Origin of the sequence: Micromonospora sp. NPDC092111 (genome assembly GCF_044755745.1) — a bacterium.
Lineage (GTDB): Bacteria > Actinomycetota > Actinomycetes > Mycobacteriales > Micromonosporaceae > Micromonospora.
Map to the genome: position 1 here is coordinate 345058 of NZ_JBIVRQ010000002.1, position 19181 is coordinate 364238.

15 protein-coding genes and 1 riboswitch are annotated in these 19181 nt (G+C 73.7%); of the genes, 7 read left to right on the plus strand and 8 right to left on the minus strand.

The annotated features are described in order from the left end of the window. Nucleotides 1–172: 172 nt before the first annotated feature. Together ACIQG9_RS07645 and ACIQG9_RS07650 are read right to left on the minus strand one after the other, a co-directional pair. Nucleotides 173–1651 (minus strand): hypothetical protein, encoded by a 1479-nt coding sequence (locus ACIQG9_RS07645; protein ID WP_400399087.1) that lies wholly within the window; start codon nt 1649–1651, stop codon nt 173–175. Nucleotides 1652–1758: 107 nt separating this feature from the next. Beyond that, nucleotides 1759–1962, minus strand: a complete 204-nt coding sequence (locus ACIQG9_RS07650; protein ID WP_067305333.1) for a cold-shock protein — start codon at nt 1960–1962, stop codon at nt 1759–1761. Nucleotides 1963–2198: 236 nt separating this feature from the next. Here ACIQG9_RS07650 and ACIQG9_RS07655 point away from each other — a divergent pair, with 236 nt between their 5' ends. Beyond that, entirely contained in the window at nt 2199–2717 is a 519-nt protein-coding gene (locus tag ACIQG9_RS07655) for a GNAT family N-acetyltransferase (protein ID WP_400399088.1), read from the plus strand. A gap of 218 nt (nt 2718–2935) precedes the next feature. On the opposite strand, the gene paaN is transcribed toward ACIQG9_RS07655, so the two are convergent. The 3 genes from paaN to thrC form a co-directional block, all read right to left on the minus strand. Beyond that, nucleotides 2936–4609, minus strand: a complete 1674-nt coding sequence (gene paaN, locus ACIQG9_RS07660; protein ID WP_400399089.1) for a phenylacetic acid degradation protein PaaN — start codon at nt 4607–4609, stop codon at nt 2936–2938. A gap of 52 nt (nt 4610–4661) precedes the next feature. Continuing rightward, nucleotides 4662–5681: a GNAT family N-acetyltransferase gene (locus ACIQG9_RS07665; protein ID WP_400399090.1), complete on the minus strand. Its 1020-nt coding sequence runs from the start codon at nt 5679–5681 to the stop codon at nt 4662–4664. A gap of 679 nt (nt 5682–6360) precedes the next feature. Then, on the minus strand, nt 6361–7647 hold the full coding sequence (gene thrC / locus ACIQG9_RS07670) for a threonine synthase (protein WP_400399091.1): 1287 nt from the start codon (nt 7645–7647) through the stop codon (nt 6361–6363). A 10-nt stretch (nt 7648–7657) separates the two neighbouring features. Continuing rightward, nucleotides 7658–7793, minus strand: a riboswitch (SAM riboswitch). 362 nt (nt 7794–8155) lie between these two features. On the opposite strand from thrC, the gene ACIQG9_RS07675 reads away from it, so the two are divergent. Further along, entirely contained in the window at nt 8156–8863 is a 708-nt protein-coding gene (locus ACIQG9_RS07675; protein WP_400399092.1) for a hypothetical protein, read from the plus strand. 63 nt (nt 8864–8926) lie between these two features. Here the strand turns inward: ACIQG9_RS07675 and ACIQG9_RS07680 are convergent, their stop codons facing one another. The 3 genes from ACIQG9_RS07680 to ACIQG9_RS07690 form a co-directional block, all read right to left on the minus strand. Beyond that, on the minus strand, nt 8927–9376 hold the full coding sequence (locus ACIQG9_RS07680; protein ID WP_400399093.1) for a DoxX family protein: 450 nt from the start codon (nt 9374–9376) through the stop codon (nt 8927–8929). A 107-nt stretch (nt 9377–9483) separates the two neighbouring features. Then, nucleotides 9484–10407: an ABC transporter permease gene (locus tag ACIQG9_RS07685; RefSeq protein ID WP_400399094.1), complete on the minus strand. Its 924-nt coding sequence runs from the start codon at nt 10405–10407 to the stop codon at nt 9484–9486. Continuing rightward, a complete protein-coding gene (locus tag ACIQG9_RS07690) occupies nt 10407–13316 on the minus strand; it encodes an alpha/beta fold hydrolase (RefSeq protein WP_400399095.1) in 2910 nt (969 codons plus the stop codon). The genes ACIQG9_RS07685 and ACIQG9_RS07690 overlap by 1 nt, the downstream gene beginning before the upstream one ends. Nucleotides 13317–13686: 370 nt before the next feature. Here ACIQG9_RS07690 and ACIQG9_RS07695 point away from each other — a divergent pair, with 370 nt between their 5' ends. Genes ACIQG9_RS07695 through ACIQG9_RS07715 form a run of 5 tightly spaced genes read left to right on the plus strand, consistent with a single transcriptional unit; the run spans nt 13687 to nt 19143 of the window. After that, nucleotides 13687–14886, plus strand: a complete 1200-nt coding sequence (locus ACIQG9_RS07695) for a hypothetical protein (RefSeq protein ID WP_400399096.1) — start codon at nt 13687–13689, stop codon at nt 14884–14886. Further along, a complete protein-coding gene (locus tag ACIQG9_RS07700) occupies nt 14873–17482 on the plus strand; it encodes an ATP-binding protein (protein WP_400399097.1) in 2610 nt (869 codons plus the stop codon). Before ACIQG9_RS07695 ends, ACIQG9_RS07700 begins: the two co-directional genes overlap by 14 nt. Further along, nucleotides 17479–17949, plus strand: coding sequence for a roadblock/LC7 domain-containing protein (locus ACIQG9_RS07705; RefSeq protein ID WP_400399098.1), 471 nt, complete (start codon nt 17479–17481; stop codon nt 17947–17949). Before ACIQG9_RS07700 ends, ACIQG9_RS07705 begins: the two co-directional genes overlap by 4 nt. After that, nucleotides 17946–18419 (plus strand): DUF742 domain-containing protein, encoded by a 474-nt coding sequence (locus ACIQG9_RS07710; RefSeq protein WP_400399099.1) that lies wholly within the window; start codon nt 17946–17948, stop codon nt 18417–18419. The genes ACIQG9_RS07705 and ACIQG9_RS07710 overlap by 4 nt, the downstream gene beginning before the upstream one ends. After that, nucleotides 18397–19143, plus strand: a complete 747-nt coding sequence (locus ACIQG9_RS07715) for a GTP-binding protein (protein ID WP_400399100.1) — start codon at nt 18397–18399, stop codon at nt 19141–19143. The genes ACIQG9_RS07710 and ACIQG9_RS07715 overlap by 23 nt, the downstream gene beginning before the upstream one ends. Nucleotides 19144–19181 lie beyond the last annotated feature (38 nt).

A 19181-nucleotide genomic window follows, 5' to 3' on the forward strand; every position in this document is an offset into this window, starting at 1 on the left:
CGTCCTTCGGCCGGGCCGGATAGCCCGCGACGACCGGCCATGTGCCCCGGCGACGTCTGGGACGTCACCGCGACCGTGGCCCCACCGCCCCGACCATTGGCACTCACGGTATGCGAGTGCCAATGACTTGTTTAGCACTCTCCCCTGCCGAGTGCAAGCACGACCGAGCCGGTCAGCCGAGTTCCGCAGCCAGTTGCGCGGCGTTCACCGGCCCCTCGTACGCCCGCTGCTCGGCGTACGTGACGACCAGCCCGACCAACTGGACCAGGTACACCGGGACCACCAACACCGCACTCAGCAGGATCGCCAGGACCGCACCCACGGCGGTGCCCGGCGCGGTGAACGGGTCGGTACCGAACGGCAGGGTGCCGACCGACTCCACCATCCCGCCGGCCAGGCTGCCGAGGACCACCACCACCGCCACCAGCACCACCCGGCCGAGCACGATGCCCAGCCGGTCGTGGAAGAAGCGGAACGAGCGCCCGATCGGGTTCTCCCGCTCGAACAGGTACACCGGACCGGCCAGGGCGAGCGCGAAGGCGAGGTAGATGCCGGGCAGCACGCAGAGGCAGACGCCGACCCCGATGATCACGCTCATCGCCAGCGTCCAGCCCCACAGCCCGAGACACCGACGCCCGCCGTAGCGCAGCGCCCCGGGCAGGTCGACCGGCTGGCCGGCGGCCTGCCGGGCCACCACCCAGGTGCCGCCCGCCCAACCGATGCTCTGCACCACCCCGAACGCCAGCGCCACCAGGAAGACCGAGATGCCGTAGATCGCCACCTCGCCGAGGTAGCCGTCCGGCAGCGAGCCGTCCGCCGGCAACGACTGGTCGGTGGGTCCCGCGCCCAGCGACAGCAGCGACACGGCCACGGCGGGCACGGCCTGGGTGAGCAGCATCAGCGGCAGCAGGATCCGCCAGCCCCGGCGCAGCGCCCCGGTGCACCGGGCGAACCAGCCGTTCACCCCGGCGTGCGGCTGGTTGACCAGCGGGTCCTGCGGATCCCAGGCACCGACCCCGGCGTACGGCGGGTAGCCGCCGCCCGGCGGGTAGCCCGGCGGGAAGCCGGCGTACGGCCCGGCACCCGGCGGGAAGTTGCCGGTGGGCGGGAAGACCCAGCCCGACGGCGCCCCGGCGGACGGGTCCCCCGGCGGCTGTCCCGCCGGCTGCCCCCACTGCCCGCTGGGCTGCCCCCACGGCGGAGTCTGCCCGGCGGGCGGCTCCCACGGCTGGCCCGCCCCCGGCCACGACCCACCCGGCTGACCGGGCTGACCGGGCCACGACGCACTCGGCTGGCCCGGCTGACCGGGCCACGATCCACCCGGCTGACCGGGCCACGGCGCGCCCGGCTGACCGGGCTGACCGGGCTGACCCGGCTGGCCCGGCCACGATCCACCCGGCTGGCCGGGCCATGGTGCGGGGTCCGGCGGGCCGGGCTGCCCGGAGGTGGGGGCAGCCCAGCCGGACCCCGCACCGGAGTCGGCCGGGGCAGCGGACGCCGTCGGATCCGTCGGAGCCGGGGGCACCGGTGGGCCGGTCGGCGGGGCGGGCGCGGTCGGGTCGGGCGGCGGGGTGGACGCCGCCGGGTCCGGCGGTCCGCTCGGTGGCCCGGAAGCGGGGTCGGGCGGTCCCGAAGGTGACTGGTCGGACATGAACCCTCCTCAGCGAGGACGCCTGGACGGTTCATGATCTTCCCTGCTGTCCACCGGTGCCACCATCCCCGCGGGAAAGTGGCCCGACGGGCGGGACCGGGCGGGAATCAGGCGATGACGCGGACCCGCTCGGCCTGCGGGCCCTTCTGCCCCTGGGCGATCTCGAACTCCACCCGCTGACCGTCGTCCAGCGCCTTGTAACCGTCCATCTCGATGGCGGAGAAGTGGACGAAGACGTCCTGCCCGCCGTCGACGGCGATGAAGCCGTAGCCCTTTTCGGAGTTGAACCACTTCACGGTGCCCTGTGCCACGGTGCACTTCCTCACTCTGCGCGGCGTTCCACAAGCGGCGTTCGACAACCCGGGAGGCCGGCGGGCCGGCACCGGACGGCCACCGTTTCGGCGATCGGCGACGGCCGCTGAATCGGTGACCGAAATCGCACGCTACACGAGGAGTGACGACGGCGCACGACCACAAATCGGGCGAAACCAGACGGGTATCGACCCGGTTACCCATCGTCGGCCATCGCTGCGGTATGCATGCCCACATGACGACTGCCTCGGCCCCGCCGGCACCCGTCCACCGGGTCCACCCCCAGGACGCGGCCCGGATGCGGGCGCTGCGGCTGGAGATGCTGGCGGACGCGCCGCTGGCCTTCCTGGAGACGGTCGCCCAGGCCGCCGCCCGCCCGCACGCCGAGTACGTCGCCCGGGTCGCCGAGGTCTCCCGGGGCTGCCGGACCGCCCAGTTCGTCGCCGATCCCGGCGGGCGACTGGTCGGGCACGCCGGCGGCACCGCCGCCCCGGACGAGCCCGGCCTGACCGTGATCTACGCGGTCTACGTGACCCCGTCCTGGCGCGGCACCGGCCTGCTCGGCGCGCTGATCGACGAGGTCGCGGCATGGTCCCGCGGCTGCGGACGGCCGGAGCTGCTGCTGGAGGTGGTGGTGGGCAACGACCGGGCCTACCGGGCCTACCAGCGGCTGGGCTTCGTCGACACCGGGGTCCGGGTCCCCCACCCGAGGATCCCCGCCCTGCGCGAACTCCAGATGCGCCGTCCGGCCTGACCGGAGACCCACCCGACGGCTCGGCGGCCGACGAGACCGCCAGCCGGCCGGTGGCCAGCGAGGCCCACGCGGCGGCACACCGGGAGACACCCGCCCCACCACCGGGCAGCAGCGTCAGCGCGGGCGCGCACGGTTTCCGCGGGAGCCCACCCGCGGCGGCATCAAGCCTGACCGCCCCGAGCGGGTGGGCTCCCCGGAAACCCTCACCTGGACCGGGATCAGACGTGCCGGCGGCTCTGCACGATCCGGAACCGGTTCGCCACGTACGCGCCGTCGGTCAGCGCGGCGTTGGCCGCCGGGTTGGCTCCGCTGCCGTGGAAGTCCGAGTACGCGGCGGACTGGTTCACGAACACCCCGCCGGTGAGGTTGCAGGACAGGTGCACCCCGACGTCGATCGCGGCGGCCTCGGTGGCGTCCAGCACCGCCTCGGCGGTGGAGTAGACGGCGGCGGTCAGCGCGCCCTTGTCGCCCACGGTGGCCCGCAGGATGTCGAGGCTGTGCGCGGTCGAGTCGGTGGCGATGACGAACGAGATCGGGCCGAACCACTCCCTGCCGTAGACCTCGGTGTCACCGGCGGCCAGCTTGACGACGGTCGGCGTACGCACCACCGCGCCGGGTAGCGCCGGGTGCTCGACGGTCCGCGACTCCAGGACCGTCTCGCCGACCTTGGTCACCTCGTCGAGGCGCTCCAGCACACCGTCGTTGACGATCGCGCCGGTCAGCTCGACCCCACGGGCCGGGTCGGCGGTGAGTTTGCCGATCGCCCCGGCGATGCCGGCCGCCACCTCGTCGAAGCTCTTGGGCCCCTGGTCGGTGTCGATGCCGGCGGCGGGGATGAGGATGTTCTGCGAGGTGGTGCACATCTGGCCGCTGTACAGGGTGAGCGTGAAGCCGAGGTTGCGGCACATCCCGGCGAAGTCGTCGGTGGAGTCGATCACCACCGTGTTCAGGCCGGCCTTCTCGGTGTAGACCGCCGCCTGCCGGGCGTTGGCCTCCAACCAGTCGCCGTACTCGGTGGAGCCGGTGAAGTCGACGATCCGCACCGCCGGGTGCAGGGCCAGGGTCGACGCCAGCTTCTCGCCCGGGGCCTCGGGGGCGAGCAGCACCAGGTTGGGGTCGAAGCCGGCCTCGGCCAGCACCTCGCGGGCGTACTTCACGGTGATCGCCAACGGCAGCACGGCGCGCGGGTGCGGCTTGACCACGACCGGGTTGCCGGTGACCAGCGAGGCGAACAGCCCCGGGTACGAGTTCCAGGTCGGGAACGTGTTGCAGCCGATCACCAGCGCCACGCCGCGCGGCACCACGTGGAACGTCTTGGTCATCCGCAGCGGGTCGCCCTTACCGGCGGGCTTCTCCCAGCCGGCCGTCCCCGGGTGCCGGGTCATCTCCGCGTACGCGTAGGCGACCGCCTCCAGCGCCCGGTCCAGCGCGTGTGCGCCGCCGGCCTGGAAGGCCATCACGAACGCCTGGCCGCTGGTGAACTGCACCGCGTTGGCCAGCTCGAAGACGTTGCGGTGCAGCCGGTCGAGGATCTCCAGGCAGACCCCGGCCCGGGCCTGCGGGCCGGCGTCGCGCCAGCCGGGCAGGGCGGCGGAGGCGGCGGCGACCAGCTCGTCGGCGCCCGGGTGCGGGTACCGGACGTCCAGGGTCAGCCCGAACGGGCTGGTCTCGGTGGCGACCCGGTCGGCCGTGCCGGGCTGGTCGAGGGGAAAGTCACCACCGAGGTACGCCTCGAAGGCGGCCTTACCGTCCGCGGCGGCGGTCTCGCCGTACACCCGGGGGCTGGGCGACTCGGGGTAGGCGGACCAGTATCCCCGTTCCGTGATCGCGGTCAGCGCGCGGTGGAGGGTGTCGGCGTGCCTGTCGTACCGGGGCTGCGGGGTCTCCGTCATGCCCGCCATCATGCAACAGGATGCCACCAGATCAGTAGGGGCGTGTCACAACTCAGATCGCCAGTTGCCAGTCCGTCCAGGCGTCGACCGGGCGGAACCCGAGCGCCTCGTTGATGGCGACCATCTGGGTGTTCTCCGCCGCGTTCCAGGTGTCGATCACCCGCAGCCCGGGCTCGTGCGCCTGGGCGTACCGCAGATTCTCGATCTTGACGTGCAGGCCGAGCCGGTGGCCACGGTGCTCCGGGTCGACGATGGTGATCTGCTGCCAGGCGTGCCAGGTGGAGCTGGGCGAGGCGTCGATCACAGTCCAGGCGACCAGCCGGCCGGACGCCTCGTGCCGCAGCGCGCTGTGGTAGCGGCGTCGACCCCGGACGTCCAGCGCCCGCTCGTCCGCCCGGATCCGGTCGGCGTCGACGTTCTCCTGCTCCCACTCGACCTCGCCGAGAGGCGCGTCGGTCATCAACCGGCCGTCGAGGTAGGCGATGTCGGCGACGTACTCCTCGGGGGTGGCCTGCCGCCAGCGGACCAGGCGGTAACCGGTGGCCCGGTCCCGCGCGCCGGCCAGCCGGGCGTCGAGCCCGACCTGGTCGAGCCGGGTGAGGTCGAGCCGCCGGCGCACCTCGGCCAGGGCCGGCCGGGCACCCATGGCGGCGGCGAAGGCCCCGCCGGCCGCACCGCGCGGCGGGCCACCGGGCAGCGCGGAGACCGCCATCGCCAGCACCCGCTTGCGACCGGCCTCGCGCAGCAGCCGTACGCCGTGCGCGTGCAACGCCCGACCGACGCCGCGCCGCCGGTACGCCGGGTGGACGACCAACTCGGCGGTGGAGTTGTCGGTGTTGTCGAGCTGGGGCAGGTCAAGGGCGAGCCAACCGACGGGCAGCCCGTCGAGCCGGGCCAGCGCCCACCGGGGGACGATGCCCGGCATCGGGTGCCGGATCAGCGCCTCGAACCGCCGCCGGCAGTACGGTGGGAAGTCCGGCAGGTCCGCCTCGTTGGCCGCCGCGCCGACCCGGTACGCCTCGTCGATCGCGGCCTGGTCGGCGGCGTCGACCGGCGTGATGGTGATGCCCATGGCGGTGACACTGGGCCATCACACAGCGAAGGGGCCAGCGAATTTCGCCGGCCCCTTCGAACGTTGGTCGGGAGGGACGTCCGCACAACGCCTCCGGCGTTGGGTCGCAAGAACTTGAAAAGTCTCCGGCGGATGCCCTCCCGCACGGAGCATCTTGCGCCGTCCGGTTCCTGCCGTCAAGTCCTTGTCGACAGGTTTTCCACACTCACAGCGAAAAGCCAGTTACCCGGGGGATCGGCCCGATCCCCCGTTCGGGCGATCCGCCCTCCCACCCTTGTCCAGCACCGGACACCACCCGTCGGAGTCCGGCGCCCGTCGCGCGTCGCGGTCGGGCGTCACGGTCGGGCGTCACGGTCGGGCGTCACGGTCGGGCGTCACGGTCGGGCGTCACGGTCGGGCGTCACGGTCGGGCGTCACGGTCGGGCGTCGGGCGTCGGGCGTCGGGCGATGATCGTCGGGCGATGATCGTCACCGGATCGCCGATATGGCGGCATCCCAGCCAGGTGGATACCGCCACATCGGCGTAATGGAGTCGATCAAGAACCGCACGCCGAGCGCGGCGAGGGCGGGGAGGGCGGGGAGGGCCGAGCGCGGCGAGGGGGAGGGCGGAGAGGCGGAGGGCGGAGAGGGGAGAGGGCGGGGAGGGGAGAGGGCGGGGAGGCGGGAGGGCCGGGGAGGGTCAGGAGAGGAGGCCGGCGTCGCGGGCGGCGCGCAGGGACGGCCTGATCCGGTGGGTGGGGCCGACCTGGCCGGCGACCGCGTCGATGGTCTTCAGGCCCTCGCCGGTGTTGAAGACGACGGTCTCGGCGGCCGGGTCGAGCCGGCCGGACTCGACGAGCTTGCGCAGCACCGCCACGGTCACCCCGCCGGCGGTCTCGGCGAAGACGCCGGTGGTCCGGGCCAGCAGCCGGATACCCGCCCGGATCTCGTCGTCGTCGACGTACTCCATCCAGCCGCCGGTACGGCGTACCGCTTCCAGCGCGTACAGGCCGGCGGCCGGGTCGCCGATGTTGAGCGACTTGGCGATGCCGGTGGGCTTGACCGGGGTGATGGTGTCGGTGTCGGCGTGCAGGGCGGCGGCGATCGGGTTGCAGCCGGCCGACTGGGCGCCGAAGACCTTCCAGCCACCGGCCGGCGCCTCGACCAGGCCGACCTCGACCAGCTCGGTGAACGCCTTGTCGATCTTGGTGAGCAGTTCACCGGAGGCCATCGGGATGACCACCTGGGCCGGGATCCGCCAGCCGAGCTGCTCGGCCACCTCGTACCCGAGGGTCTTGGAGCCCTCGGCGTAGTACGGCCGGACGTTGACGTTGACGAAGGCGGTGTCCTCGAACTCGTCGGTCTCCACCAGCTCACCGCAGAGCCGGTTCACGTCGTCGTACGAGCCGTCGATGGCGACCAGCTCGCCGCCGTAGACGGCGGTGGTGACCACCTTGCCCTGCTCCAGGTCACCGGGGATGAAGACCACCGAGGGCACCCCGACCCGGGCCGCGTGGGCGGCCACCGAGTTGGCCAGGTTGCCGGTGGAGGCGCAGGCGAACCGGGTGAAGCCGAGCGCCCGGGCGGCGGTCAGCGCCACCGAGACCACCCGGTCCTTGAACGAGTGGGTCGGGTTGGCGCTGTCGTCCTTGACCCAGAGCGGCGCGGTGATGCCCAACTCGGCGGCGAGGTGCGGGGCGGCGACCAGCGGGGTCAGCCCCGGGTCCAGGGTGACCCGGGTGGCCGGGTCCTGGCCGGCGGGAAGCAGGGCGGCGTAGCGCCAGATGTTGGCCGGGCCGGCCTCGATCTGCTCCCGGGTGACGGCGGCCAGCGCGGCGCTGTCGTAGTCGACCTCAAGGGGCCCGAAACACTCGTAGCAGGCGTGCTGCGCGACGAGCGGGTAGCGCGCCGAACAGGCCCGGCAGACCAGGGCGCGGGCGGGGCTGGCGGCGGTGTCGATACCGGGGGCGGCGAGCGTCGACGACATGTCGGGGGTCCTCTCATCTTTCCCCGCATCGCACCCTGCGGCGGGGACGGAATTGGCACCTGCCCCGCCGGACGCTCAGCGATGAGCGTGCGGGGTGGTTGCCGGGGCGTCGTCGGGCCGTATCCCTCAGCCCCTCTGGATGAGGTATGCAGTTGTGCCGTCGAGTCTATGCGGCTTCGCCGCCGTCGCCCAGCCGGCTTCCCACGCTGTGAGCCACCCGACGGACCGGCACCGGGATCCCCGCGCCGTCCCCGAGCACCGCACCGGACGCCCCACCGCCAGCGACCGCTCGCCGATGTTTCGGGGAAGTTTCCAGCTCAGCACCCTCCGCGTGGCGGCGTGGCGCGGGAGCTGGGCCGGCCCGCACCCCGGGTCATGCCGACCACCCCGGTCGGCCCCTGACCGCGCTCCGACAGGCCGATGCGGCCCGACCGTCGGGCCGATGACCGGGACGACAGTCGATCAGTACGGTGCGGGCACCTGCCGTCGAGAGAGGAACCCCCCGCCCATGCGCCGGATCCCGTCGAGCCTCACGACCCTCACCCTGGTCTGTCTGCTGACCGCCTGCGGGGGTGACGGCGGGGCGACGGTCGACGCGGCCACCACGGTGACGCCGCCCAGCGGGCCGCCCACCGCTTCGGTGCTGAGCGCGGTCGCACCCGAGTCGACCCCCAGCAGCGTGGCACCGCCGGTGCCGAAGGTCGCCCCCAGCAACGCCGCCGCGACCAGCCCCGGCGTCGTCGTCAAGGTGCCGCTGACCTGCGCCCACCTCGCGGGCGCGAAGGTGGGCAACAGCAAGGTGAAGTACCAGGGGTACCCGGACTACCTGCCGCTGACCGCGGGACAGTGGTCCGGAGAGGACGGTGCGACCGTCACCCTCCAGAAGGAGTGCGGCATCGGCGACCTCGACGGGGACGGCGCGGAGGACGCGGTGGGCGCGGTGGCGTTGAACGCCGGGGGCAGCGGCACCTTTTACACCCTCGCGGCGTGGCGCAACAGTGGCGGCACGCCGGTGTTCCGGGCGCTGAGCGACCTCGGCGACCGGACCCCGGTCGTGTCGATCCGGGTGGCCGGCCGCAAGGCCACTGTGGTGTGGCTGACCCGCAGTCCCGGCCGGGGGATGGCCGAGCTGGACATCAAGCGCACGTCGGTCTACAAGCTCTCCGGCAACACGCTCACCGAGCTGAGCCACACCGACGCCCCGTACAACCCCTGACCGGGCGCGTCGCCGGAGCCGCCTCGTCGAGGCTCCGGCGACGCGCTCACCGCAGGGTGGCTGTCAGACGGGTACCGAGGTGGGCTCGGCGACGGGTACCGCCGGGGTGTCGGCGCGGCGGCGGGCGATCAGCGTGTCGAGCGCCCAGGCACCCGGGCCGAGCACCGCCACCAGCAGGAACGACCAGCAGAACAGCGCCGCCGGCTCTCCCCCGTTGCGCAGCGGCAGCAGGTCGTCCGGCTGGTGCACCACGAAGTAGGCGTACGCCATCGAGCCGGACGCGAGGAGCGCGGCCGGCCGGGTGAGCAGTCCGACCAGCACCAGCGCGCCGCAGACGAGTTGGATCAGAGCGGCCCACCAGCCCGGCCACTGGCCGAGCGGGACGGCCTTGCCGAGCATCGGGTTGCCGCCGAACAACCCGAAGACCGACGCCAGGCCGTGCAGTGTGAACAGCAGGCCGGTGACGATGCGGAACAGGGACAGGGTCGGCCCGCCGAGCCGAGAGACGTTCATGGAAACCTCCATGGAAGGGAATCAATCCTTCCCATGGTGGGACATGGAAGCATCTAAGTTTATAGATTCCTTACTGATGGGAAGACTTCCGGCCGGGAGTGCCTCCGTCAGCTCGTGACGTCCTTACGGGTGAACCGCCAGAACGCCAGCCCCCAGAACACGGTCGCGTAGCTGACCGCCGAGATGGCGCCCCGGACCACGTCGTCGGTCTGCATCGGGGTGGACAGCAGCCCCAGCCAGGCGCTGCTGTAGTGGGTCGGCAGGAAGTCGCGCAGCACGCCCAACGCGGTGATCTGGTCCAGGATGCTGGACAGGATCCAGAGCAGCACCGCGCCGCCGACCGCGCCCAGCGCGGCGTCCGTGGTCACCGAGAGCAGGAACGCCAGCCCGGCCACCACCAGCAGGACGACCGCCAGGTAGCCGAGCACCGCCAGCAGCCGCACCAGCCCGTCGGCCGGGGCCAGCTCGACCGAGACCTGACTGCTCAACGGCTCCCAGCCGTACCGGAGGGTGCCGGCGAGCAGGGCGGTGCCGGCGAGCAGCAGCAACGCCAGCCCCGAGTACGCGAGCGCGACCAGCAGCTTCACCGTGAGCAGCCGGGCCCGGGGCACCGGCACCGCCAGCAGGTAACGCAGGCTGCCCCAGCTCGCCTCGCTGGCCACCGTGTCCCCGCAGAACAGCGCCACCACCACGACCAGCAGGAACGATGCCGACACCAGGATGGAGAAGAGGGTGAAGTTGAGCCCGCCCGAGGTGGCCAGGTCGGCCAGGCTGGCGAACTCGCCCCGCCCGCCACCGTCGTCCCCGCCGGACTCGAACTGGAACGCCACCAGGATGATCAGTGGCAGCAGCACCATGAACCCGAGCGCGAGCTGGGTACGCCGCCGCGACGCCTGCCGGCGGAACTCCGCGCCGAACGGCAGGGTGGCCGACGGCCGGTAGCCGACCGCCGCCCCACCCGGCCCGAACGAACCCGCCGCGCCACCGGCCGGGCCCGCGCCTGACGGTGATCCCACCGAAGAACCTGCCATCACCGGTCACCGCTTCCCCGAGAGTTCTCGCCCACCAGGGCGAGGAACGCGTCCTCCAGGCGACGCCGCGGCACCACCCGGTCCACCCCGATCCCGGCCCGGACCAGCTCGGCCACCACCTCGCTGCGCGCGGTCCCGTTGGTGTCCACCACCAGGCCGCCACCACCGGCACCCGCACCGCCACCGGAGTCCGGCGGCCCGTCGTCACCGGCGGCGAGCACCCGCACCCCGCCCAGCCGGTCCAGCACCGCCCGCGCGGCGTCCGGATCGGTCACCTCGAACAGCGTGCTCGGCGACTCGCCGACGATCTCCTCCACCGGCCCGGACGCGACGATCCGACCCTTGTTCACCACCACCGCGTGGGTGCAGGTCTGCTCCACCTCGGCCAGCAGGTGGCTGGAGACCAGCACCGCCCGGCCGTCGGTGGCGTACCGCTGGAGCACCCGGCGCATCTCGGCGATCTGCGGCGGGTCCAGCCCGTCCGTCGGCTCGTCCAGCACCAGCAGCTCCGGCAGGCCCAGCATGGCCTGCGCGATGGCCAGCCGCTGCCGCATGCCGTGGCTGTAGTTCTTCGTCCGCCGGTGCACCGAGTCGCCCAGGCCGGCGATCTCCAGCGCCTCGTCGAAGTGCGCGTCCGCCCACGGCCGGCCGGTGGCCCGCCAGTACGCCCGGAGGTTGTCCAGACCGGACAGGTGCGGCAGGAAGCCCGGCCCCTCCACCAGCGCGCCGATCCGGGACAGCACCGGCGAGCCGGGCACCAGCCGGTGCCCGAAGACGTAGATCTCCCCGGCGGTCGGCTGGGTCAGCCCCATCAGCACCCGCAGGGTGGTGGTCTTGCCGGCGCCGTTCGGGCCGAGCAGGCCGACCACCTGACCGGGGTGCACCTCGAAATCCACCCGGGAGACCGCGACGAAGCCGTCCGCGTACTCCTTGCGCAGGTCACGGACGGCCAGCGGGACGCCCGCGTACTCGGGATGGACCGAGCTGTCCTGCCGGCGGTGCCGGCGGCGGACGACGGTGACGACCACGACGAGCCCGACCGCGATCGCGGCCAGCAGGCCGACCAGCACCCAGCGCCAGACCGTGGCGGTGGTGGGGATCGGTTCGGCGGTGACGGTCGGCAGGCTCACCGGCCCGTCGACCGCCACCGTGTGCACCGCCGGCTCGACCGGCGTGGTGTACGCCTGGTCCGAGGTGGCGACCACGAGACGAAGCCGGTGCCCGGCCTCGACCCGCCGGACGATCGCCGGCAGGGTGACCTGGACCGGCCGGGCCGCGTCGACCGTCGCCGGCAGGCCGGAGAGCCGGATCGGGGCGACCAGCCCGTCCGGCAGGGTCGCCGCGCCACCCGGGTCGACGTCGTAGAGCTTGACGAAGAGCACCGCCTCGCCGGTCGCCGAGGCCGCCCGGACGGCGACGGTGGGCGCCCCCACCACGTCCACCGCCTCGGGCAACGGCGCGGACTCGAACCGGGCGTGCTGGCCGGGTACGTCCCCGGCCACCCCGTCGAGCAGTCCACCGAGCGCCCCGGCGAAGGGCACCGAGGAGATCGCCGCCGGGTTTCCGTTCGGCGGGTTGGCGACCGGCTGCGCCGGCCCGGTGACCGCCACCTCGCGCCGGGCGTCGCCGGTCACCCCGGGGTAGTCGGCGGTGCGGTAGCCGGTGGCGACGAGTCCCCGGTCCAGGGCGTCGAACCCGGCGATCCGGGAGAAGGTGAAGCTGTCCCCGGGTGCCTCGCCGACGCCCTTGACGTAGTGCGCCAGCCACTGCGCGGTCAGGAACTTCACCCGGTCGGAGTCGGACGTCGGCCCGGCCCCGCCGTCGTGCCCGCCGGTGAACCAGGCCACCCGGACCGGGGTGCCGGCGGCGGCGATGCCGCGCGCGTTGGCGTCCGCCTCGGTGAGCGGGAAGAGGGTGTCCGCCTCGCCCTGCACCAGCAGGGTGGGCGCCTTGATCCGGTCCAGCACGCCGGCCGGGGAGGAGCGGCGGAGCAGGTCCACCGCCGCCTGGTCGGCCCGGCCGGTGGTGGCGATCCGCAGGTACGCGGCGCAGACGTCGGCGGCGAACCGACCGCAGGACGGGTCGGCGGCACCGCCCGGGGCGCGGCCCGATCCGCTGCCCGGCCCGTTGCCCGGCTGCGGGCTGGGCGCGCCGGCCGAGGCGGGGGCGCCCTCCGGCTGGGCGGCGGCGGTGTTGCCGGAGAGCCCGGCCGGGCCGGAACCGGCGGTCCCGCCGCCACCGAAGAAGAGGCCGGCCCAGCCCTTCTTGAACACCCCCTCGGTGGCCGGCCTGCCGGTGCTCTCCGGCAGGAAGGCGCGGGACAGGTCGTTCCAGGTGATCATCGGGACGATCGCGTCGACCCGGGGGTCCTGGGCGGCGAGCAGCAGGGCCAGGCCGCCGCCGTAGGAGCCGCCGACCACGCCGACCCGGGGGTCACCGGCGGCGTCGGTACGGATGTCGGGGCGGGCGGCCAGCCGGTCGATCAGCCGCTGGGCGTCCCGCACCTCGTAGTCGGGGCTGTCCAGATGGATCTCGCCACCGCTGCGGCCGAAACCACGGGCCGTCCAGGTCAGCACCGCGTACCCCTCGGCGACCAGGTCCTCGGCGTCGGCGCGGACCGAGTCCTTGGTCCCCCCGAAACCGTGCGCCAGCAGGACGGCCGGCACCTTGCGGTCGGCCGAGGCGTCCTGCGGGAGGTACAGCGTGGTGTCCAGGTCGACGGGCTCGTCGCCGGTCGGCCCGGACCGCACGGCCAGCAGCTCGGACTCGGTGCGGAAGCCCGGCCGCTCCGGCCAGACCGCCCAACCGACGACCGCCGCCAACAGAACGAGGACCACCGATGCGGCGACCGCCCGGCGGCCGGTGGGCAGGGCGCGCCGGATCCGCGCAGCCGGGAACGGCAATGTCATTCGACCCACGGTACGGCCCGGAACCTGAGCGTTGGCTGAGATCCGCCGTACGTCCGTCCTGGTCGGCCGATCGTCAGTCGAGGAAGGTCAACCGCACGAGTTCACCCGGCGTTCACTCCGGATGAGTTCGGATCCCGTGAATTCACGCCTTAGGGCGGATACCGCTGCACAAGGCTGCATGTCACCTCGGCAACCGTACGCACCGTGTCGGCAGCATCCGGGTTTCGTCACACCACTCGAAGTGACGCAAAACTGACCGCTGCGGCCCTCTGGCCGGGGATCTTCCTTCGATTAGGTTCCGGTCCGACGCACGGGACCGAAATGTCACCCCATCCCCGAACCCCCTGCGCCGTGGCCGGAGGAGACAACCATGACCGTTCCCGCTTCGCGGGTCCGTCGACGGCCCAGGACACCGGGCCGCATGTTGCCGCTGCTGCTCGCCACCGCGCTGCTGTTGCCGGTGGCGTTCCTCGTCGTACAGGCCCACCGGCTCGTCGACGCCGACCGCAAGCTGGCCGAACGGGAACGCCTCGGCGTCGAGTACCTGCGCGCCCTCGGCCCGGTCACCGAGGCCCTGGTGGAGGCGCAGACGGCGGCGGTCGCCGGCCGGCCGGCGACCCGGGAGGCCCTGGACCGGGCGGTGGGCGACGCCGCGACGGTCGACGCCCGGATCGGCGACGAGCTGCGCAGCACCGAGCGGTGGGCCGGGTTGCGGGCGAAACTGGAGGCGCTGCCCAACCGGTCGCTGACCGACCCGGAGGCCGCCTACACCGCCTACGGCGAGGTCACCGACCTGCTGCTGGCCCTGCACGGGAAGGTTCGGGAGAGTTCCGGCCTGATCCGGGATCCCGGCTCCGACTCGTACTTCCTCCAGGACGGCGTCGGCGAGGAGATGCCGGAGGCGATGGTCGCCGCCGGACGACTCATCGACCTGGCCGTACTGCTGGAGCGGCGGCCCGCCGCCGAACGGGCCAGCTCCCTCGGCGAGCTGGCCACCCTCCGGTTCGCCGCCCTGCAACCGGCGGGCGACCTGGTCAACGACCTCCAGTCGGCGGTCGACGCCTCGGAGAGCGCCGACATCGGCGTGAGCGTGCTCACCCCGCTCGACACGTACCAGCAGGCGGTCGAGGCGATGGGCGCGCTGTCCCAGCCCACCGGCCGGACCCAGGCCGTGGACGTGACCAGGCTCGCCGCCGTCCGGAGCCAGGCGGAGAACGCGGCCGAGCAGCTCCAGCCGGTCATCCTCGACGAACTGGACCGGCTGCTCCGGCAGCGGATCGACCAACTGGACCGCGACGACCTGCTGATCCTCGGCGCCGGCGGGGTGGCCGGACTGCTGCTGGTGGCCCTCGCGGCCAGCGGCTGGCTGTCCCGTCGGAGAGACACCCCGGCCGGCGGGGACGCCGCGCCCGGCACGCCGGCCGAGCCGACCGGTTCGACCGGCGCCACCCGGTGGGAGCCGCTGGTGACGCCGGCCGGTCGCCGGCCGGCCGGGCCGCTGCCGGCGCTCCAGCCGGCGGGGCAGCACGTCGAACCCGACCGGTGGGGGCCCTTCGATGCTGCTCGGTAGGCTCCGGATCCGGGGCAAGCTCGCCCTGCTGGTGGTGGTCCCCCTGCTCTGCATGGCCGGGCTCACGGTGCCGCTGGCCTGGGAACAGGCCAGGGTGGCGCAGCGGGCCGGCGACATCGCCGACTCCGTCCGGGTGGCCAGCCGGGTCGGCACCCTCCTCCAGCACCTTCAGCAGGAACGGCTGCTCGCCGTCGGCCTGCTGCTGGGGCAGGTCGAGCGCACCGAACTGGTGCAGGAGATCGCCGAGGTGGACGACCAGATCGCCGACCTGCGTGCCGACCTCGGCGACGACCTGCCGGCCGAGATCGGCGCCGCCCTCGACGGGGTACGGCAGCTCGCTGTCCTGCGGACGGCGACCCTGGCCGGGCAGACCGGCCCGGAACAGATCATCGGCGGGTACGGGCCGGTGCACACCGCCCTGATCGACTCGCTGCGGCTGCGGCTGGACGTGGACACCCGGACCCCGGCCGGCCGGCAGGTGCTGGCCCTGGACGGCCTGCTGCGTACCGGTGAGAGCCTCAGCGCCGGCGCCACCATGATCGTGCTGGTCGCCGCCAGGCCGAACGTCCAGACCGTCACCGCCTACGTGGCCAACTTCGCCGTCCTGCGGGCGGAGAGCGACCGGCTGCGCGGCCTGCTCACCCCCGAGCAGCTCGACCTGATGACCCTTGAGGAAGTCGCGGTCGCCCACCGGACCAGCCCGGACTTCCTCCGCCAGAGCGCGCTCGACCCGGTGACCGCGATCGGCGCGCTGGACGTGACGACGCTCTTCCCGACCGTCTCCTCGATGATCACCCTGGGCCAGTTCGTGGAGAAGAAGCTGGTCGCCGACGTCACCGCCGAGGTACGCGCCGAGCGGCAGTTGGCGCTCTTCGGGGCGTACTGGGTGACCACCCTGATCACGATGATCCTGATCGCGGTCATCCTGCTCACCGTGGCGGTCGGTCGGACGGTGGCCAAGCCGCTCACCCGGCTCACCCGGTCCGCCGACCGGGTCGCCCGGGTGGCCGAGTCCGAGCTGGTCCGGGTCACCGACGACGACGCGGAGACCAGCCCCCCGGTACGCCTCGACCCGGTCGACGTGGACGCCCAGGACGAGATCGGCGACCTGGCCCGCGCCTTCGAACGGGTGCAGAACACCGCCGCCCGGCTGGTGGAGCGGCAGGTGGCGAGCCGGCGCAACGTGGCCCAGATGTTCGGCCACGTCGGCCGGCGTACCCAGAACCTGGTCGGCCGGCAGCTCGCCCTGATCGACCGGCTCGAACAGCAGGAGACCGACCCGGGCCGGCTGGAGCACCTGTACCGGCTCGACCACATCTCCAGCCGCCTGCGCCGCAACGCGGGCAGCCTGGTGGTGCTCTCCGGCGCGGCCGGCGACGACGCGCACGTCGCACCGGTCCCGGTGGCCGACGTGGTCCGCCTGGCGCTCGGCGAGATCGAGGACTACACCCGGGTCGACGTGCAGGTCCCGACCGGCGTGTCGGCAGCACCCGCGATCGTCGGTGACCTGGTGCTGGCGCTGGCCGAGCTGATGGAGAACGCCACCGTCTTCTCCCCGCCGCACACCCGGGTCGTCGTCGCCGCCGAGCTGACCGACGACGGCGCACGGCTGGCCGTGATCGACCGTGGCATCGGGATGAACGAGGACCGGCTGGCCGAGGAGAACGCCCGGTTCACCCGACGGGAACGGCTGGACCTGGCCCCGACCGAGGTGCTCGGGCTCTTCGTGGTGGGCCGGCTGGCCCGCCGGCACGGCTGGACGGTGTCCCTCTCCACGACCGTCGGCGGCGGGGTGACCGCCGTCCTGCTGCTCCCCCGGTCCGCCCTGCTGGTCGGGGCGCCCGAGCGGCACCCGGGGACGGTGGCCCGCGCCGCGCTGCCGTCGCGGGACCGGTCCGGATCGGTCACCCCGCCCCGGAGGCCGCCCGGCCCGGACAGCCCGCCCCGGGCCGGGCGGACGCTGGTCGCGGTCGACGCGGGGCCGTCCCGCCCGGTGGTCGATCCCACCGCGCTGCCCGGCTTCGACCCGACGCTGCTCACCAAGGCGACCCGGAGCATGGAGTCCAGCGAATCCTGGGACGCGTTCGGCACCGCGCCGGCCGAGCCCGAGCCGACCCTGTCGGCGCGGGGCACCGCCACGGTGGGCCCGGCCGAGGCCGAACCGGTCCGGGCGGAGCTGCTGCCGGTCACCCCACCCCCGGCCGGCCAGCCGGCCCCGCTGGCCGGCATCCGGCAGCGGGTGCCCGGGGCCAGCCTGCCCCGTACCGCCCCGGTGGTCGGCCCGGTGGACGCCACCGACGCCGACCCGGCCGCGGCCCGCGACCTCGTCGAGCAGTTCCAGTCCGGGGTACGCCGGGCCGAGCAGGGCCGGCCGGGGGCGGCGCACCCGGTCGAGCCGGTCCCACCCGCCCACCGGCTGACCCGGCGGGTACCGGGCGCCAACCTCACCGTCCCACCACCCCGGCAACCACCCGTCCAGCACCCCGGCGATCCGGCCGAGGTCCGCGACCTCATCAACGCGTTCGAGACGGGCGTCGCCCGGGCTCTGCGCGAAGTCCGTCCCGACTCCCGCCCTGAAGAAGGAACGACACGGTGACCAGCCCGCACGTACACGAGAACGTCGATCACCAGAGCCAACTGGCCGGTGACCTCAGCCCGGAGGCGCGCACCTTCAACTGGCTGCTGGACTCGTTCACCTCCAGCACGGCCGGCGTCCTGGAGGCGATCGCGGTCTCGTCGGACGGACTGCTGATGGCCATGTCGGCGATCAAGGACCGGTCGAACGCGGAACGCCTCGCCGCGGTCGTCTCCGGCATGACCAGCCTGGCCGGCGGCGCGGCGAGCTGGTACGCCCTCGGCGGGCTGAACCGGGTGATCGTGGACATGGCCGACGGATACCTGCTGATCAGCGCGATCAGCAGCGGCTCGGTGCTCGGTGTGGTCGCCGACCGGTCGGCGAACCTGGGCACCGTCGCGTACGAGATGACGCTCTTCGCCGGCCGGGCCGGTGGCGCGTTGACCCCGAGACTGATCGCCGAGCTGAAGAACGCCGTTCAGCAGTGACCCGGGACGCCGCCGGCGAGGATCCGGACCCGGAGCCGCTGGTCCGGATCCGCCCCTACCTGCGGCCCTCGTCGGATGGCGGAACAGCGGTGCCAGCTCCCGACCCCGAACCGGGGACCGGCCGGCAGGCCGGTCCCCGCCCGTTCGTGCTGACCGCCGGGCGGGTGGCCGGCGCGGACCCGGCGATCGGCCTGGAGACCCAGGTCACCGCCCGGGACGAGGCGGGCCGGAGCGGCGTCGCGCCGGCCCGGCTCGCCCCCGAGTTGCAGGCGATCATCGCGCTCTGCGTGGAGCCGATCTCGGTCGCGGAGATCTCCGCCCGGATGCGGCTGCAACTCGGCGTGACCCGGGTGCTGGTCGGCGACCTGCGCGCCGCCGGCCACCTCGACGTGCACGTCGGCACCGTCGACGACGCCCTTGACCCCGACCTCATCCTGCGAGTGATTGATGGACTCCGTGCGATCTCCTGAATGGCCGGTCGCCCCGCTCGGCGGGCTCGCCGCGAACAGCGCCTCCGCCCGCTACGGCCACCCGGTGGGTGGTCCCGCGGCGGCGCCGCAACACCCGCCGTCACCGTCGCCGGAGCCGCCACTGGCCGCCACCGCGCCGACGGTGCGGTCCGGGCCGGGTGCCGCGCCGCCGATCCCGGTGAAGATCCTCGTCGCCGGGGGCTTCGGGGTGGGCAAGACCACCACGGTCGGCGCGATCTCCGAGATCGCCCCGTTGACCACCGAGGCCGAGATGACCAGCGCGGGCATCGGGGTGGACGACCCGGGGGTACGGAGCACGAAGACCACCACCACGGTGGCGATGGACTTCGGCTGCGTGACCATCGACCGGAGACTGAAGCTCTACCTGTTCGGCACGCCGGGGCAGGCCCGCTTCGGGTTCATGTGGGACGACCTGGCCCGGGGGGCGCTCGGCGCGCTGGTGGTGGTGGACAGCGCCCGGCTGGACGACTGCTACCCGGCGATCGACTTCTTCGAGCGGGCCGGCCTGCCGTTCGTGGTCGGGGTGAACGCCTTCGACGGCCGGCTGACCCACGAGCTGGCCGCGATCCGCTGGGCCCTGGCGATCGGTGACCACGTGCCGTTGGTGCAGTTCGACGCCCGGGACCGGCTGTCGGTGCGGGACGCCCTGCTGGTCGTCCTGGACCGGGCGTTGGACCGGGCCGTCCGGGAGCAGGGCGTCTGAGCCGATCGACGCCCGGGCCGTTTCCAGCCGAGAGGGGG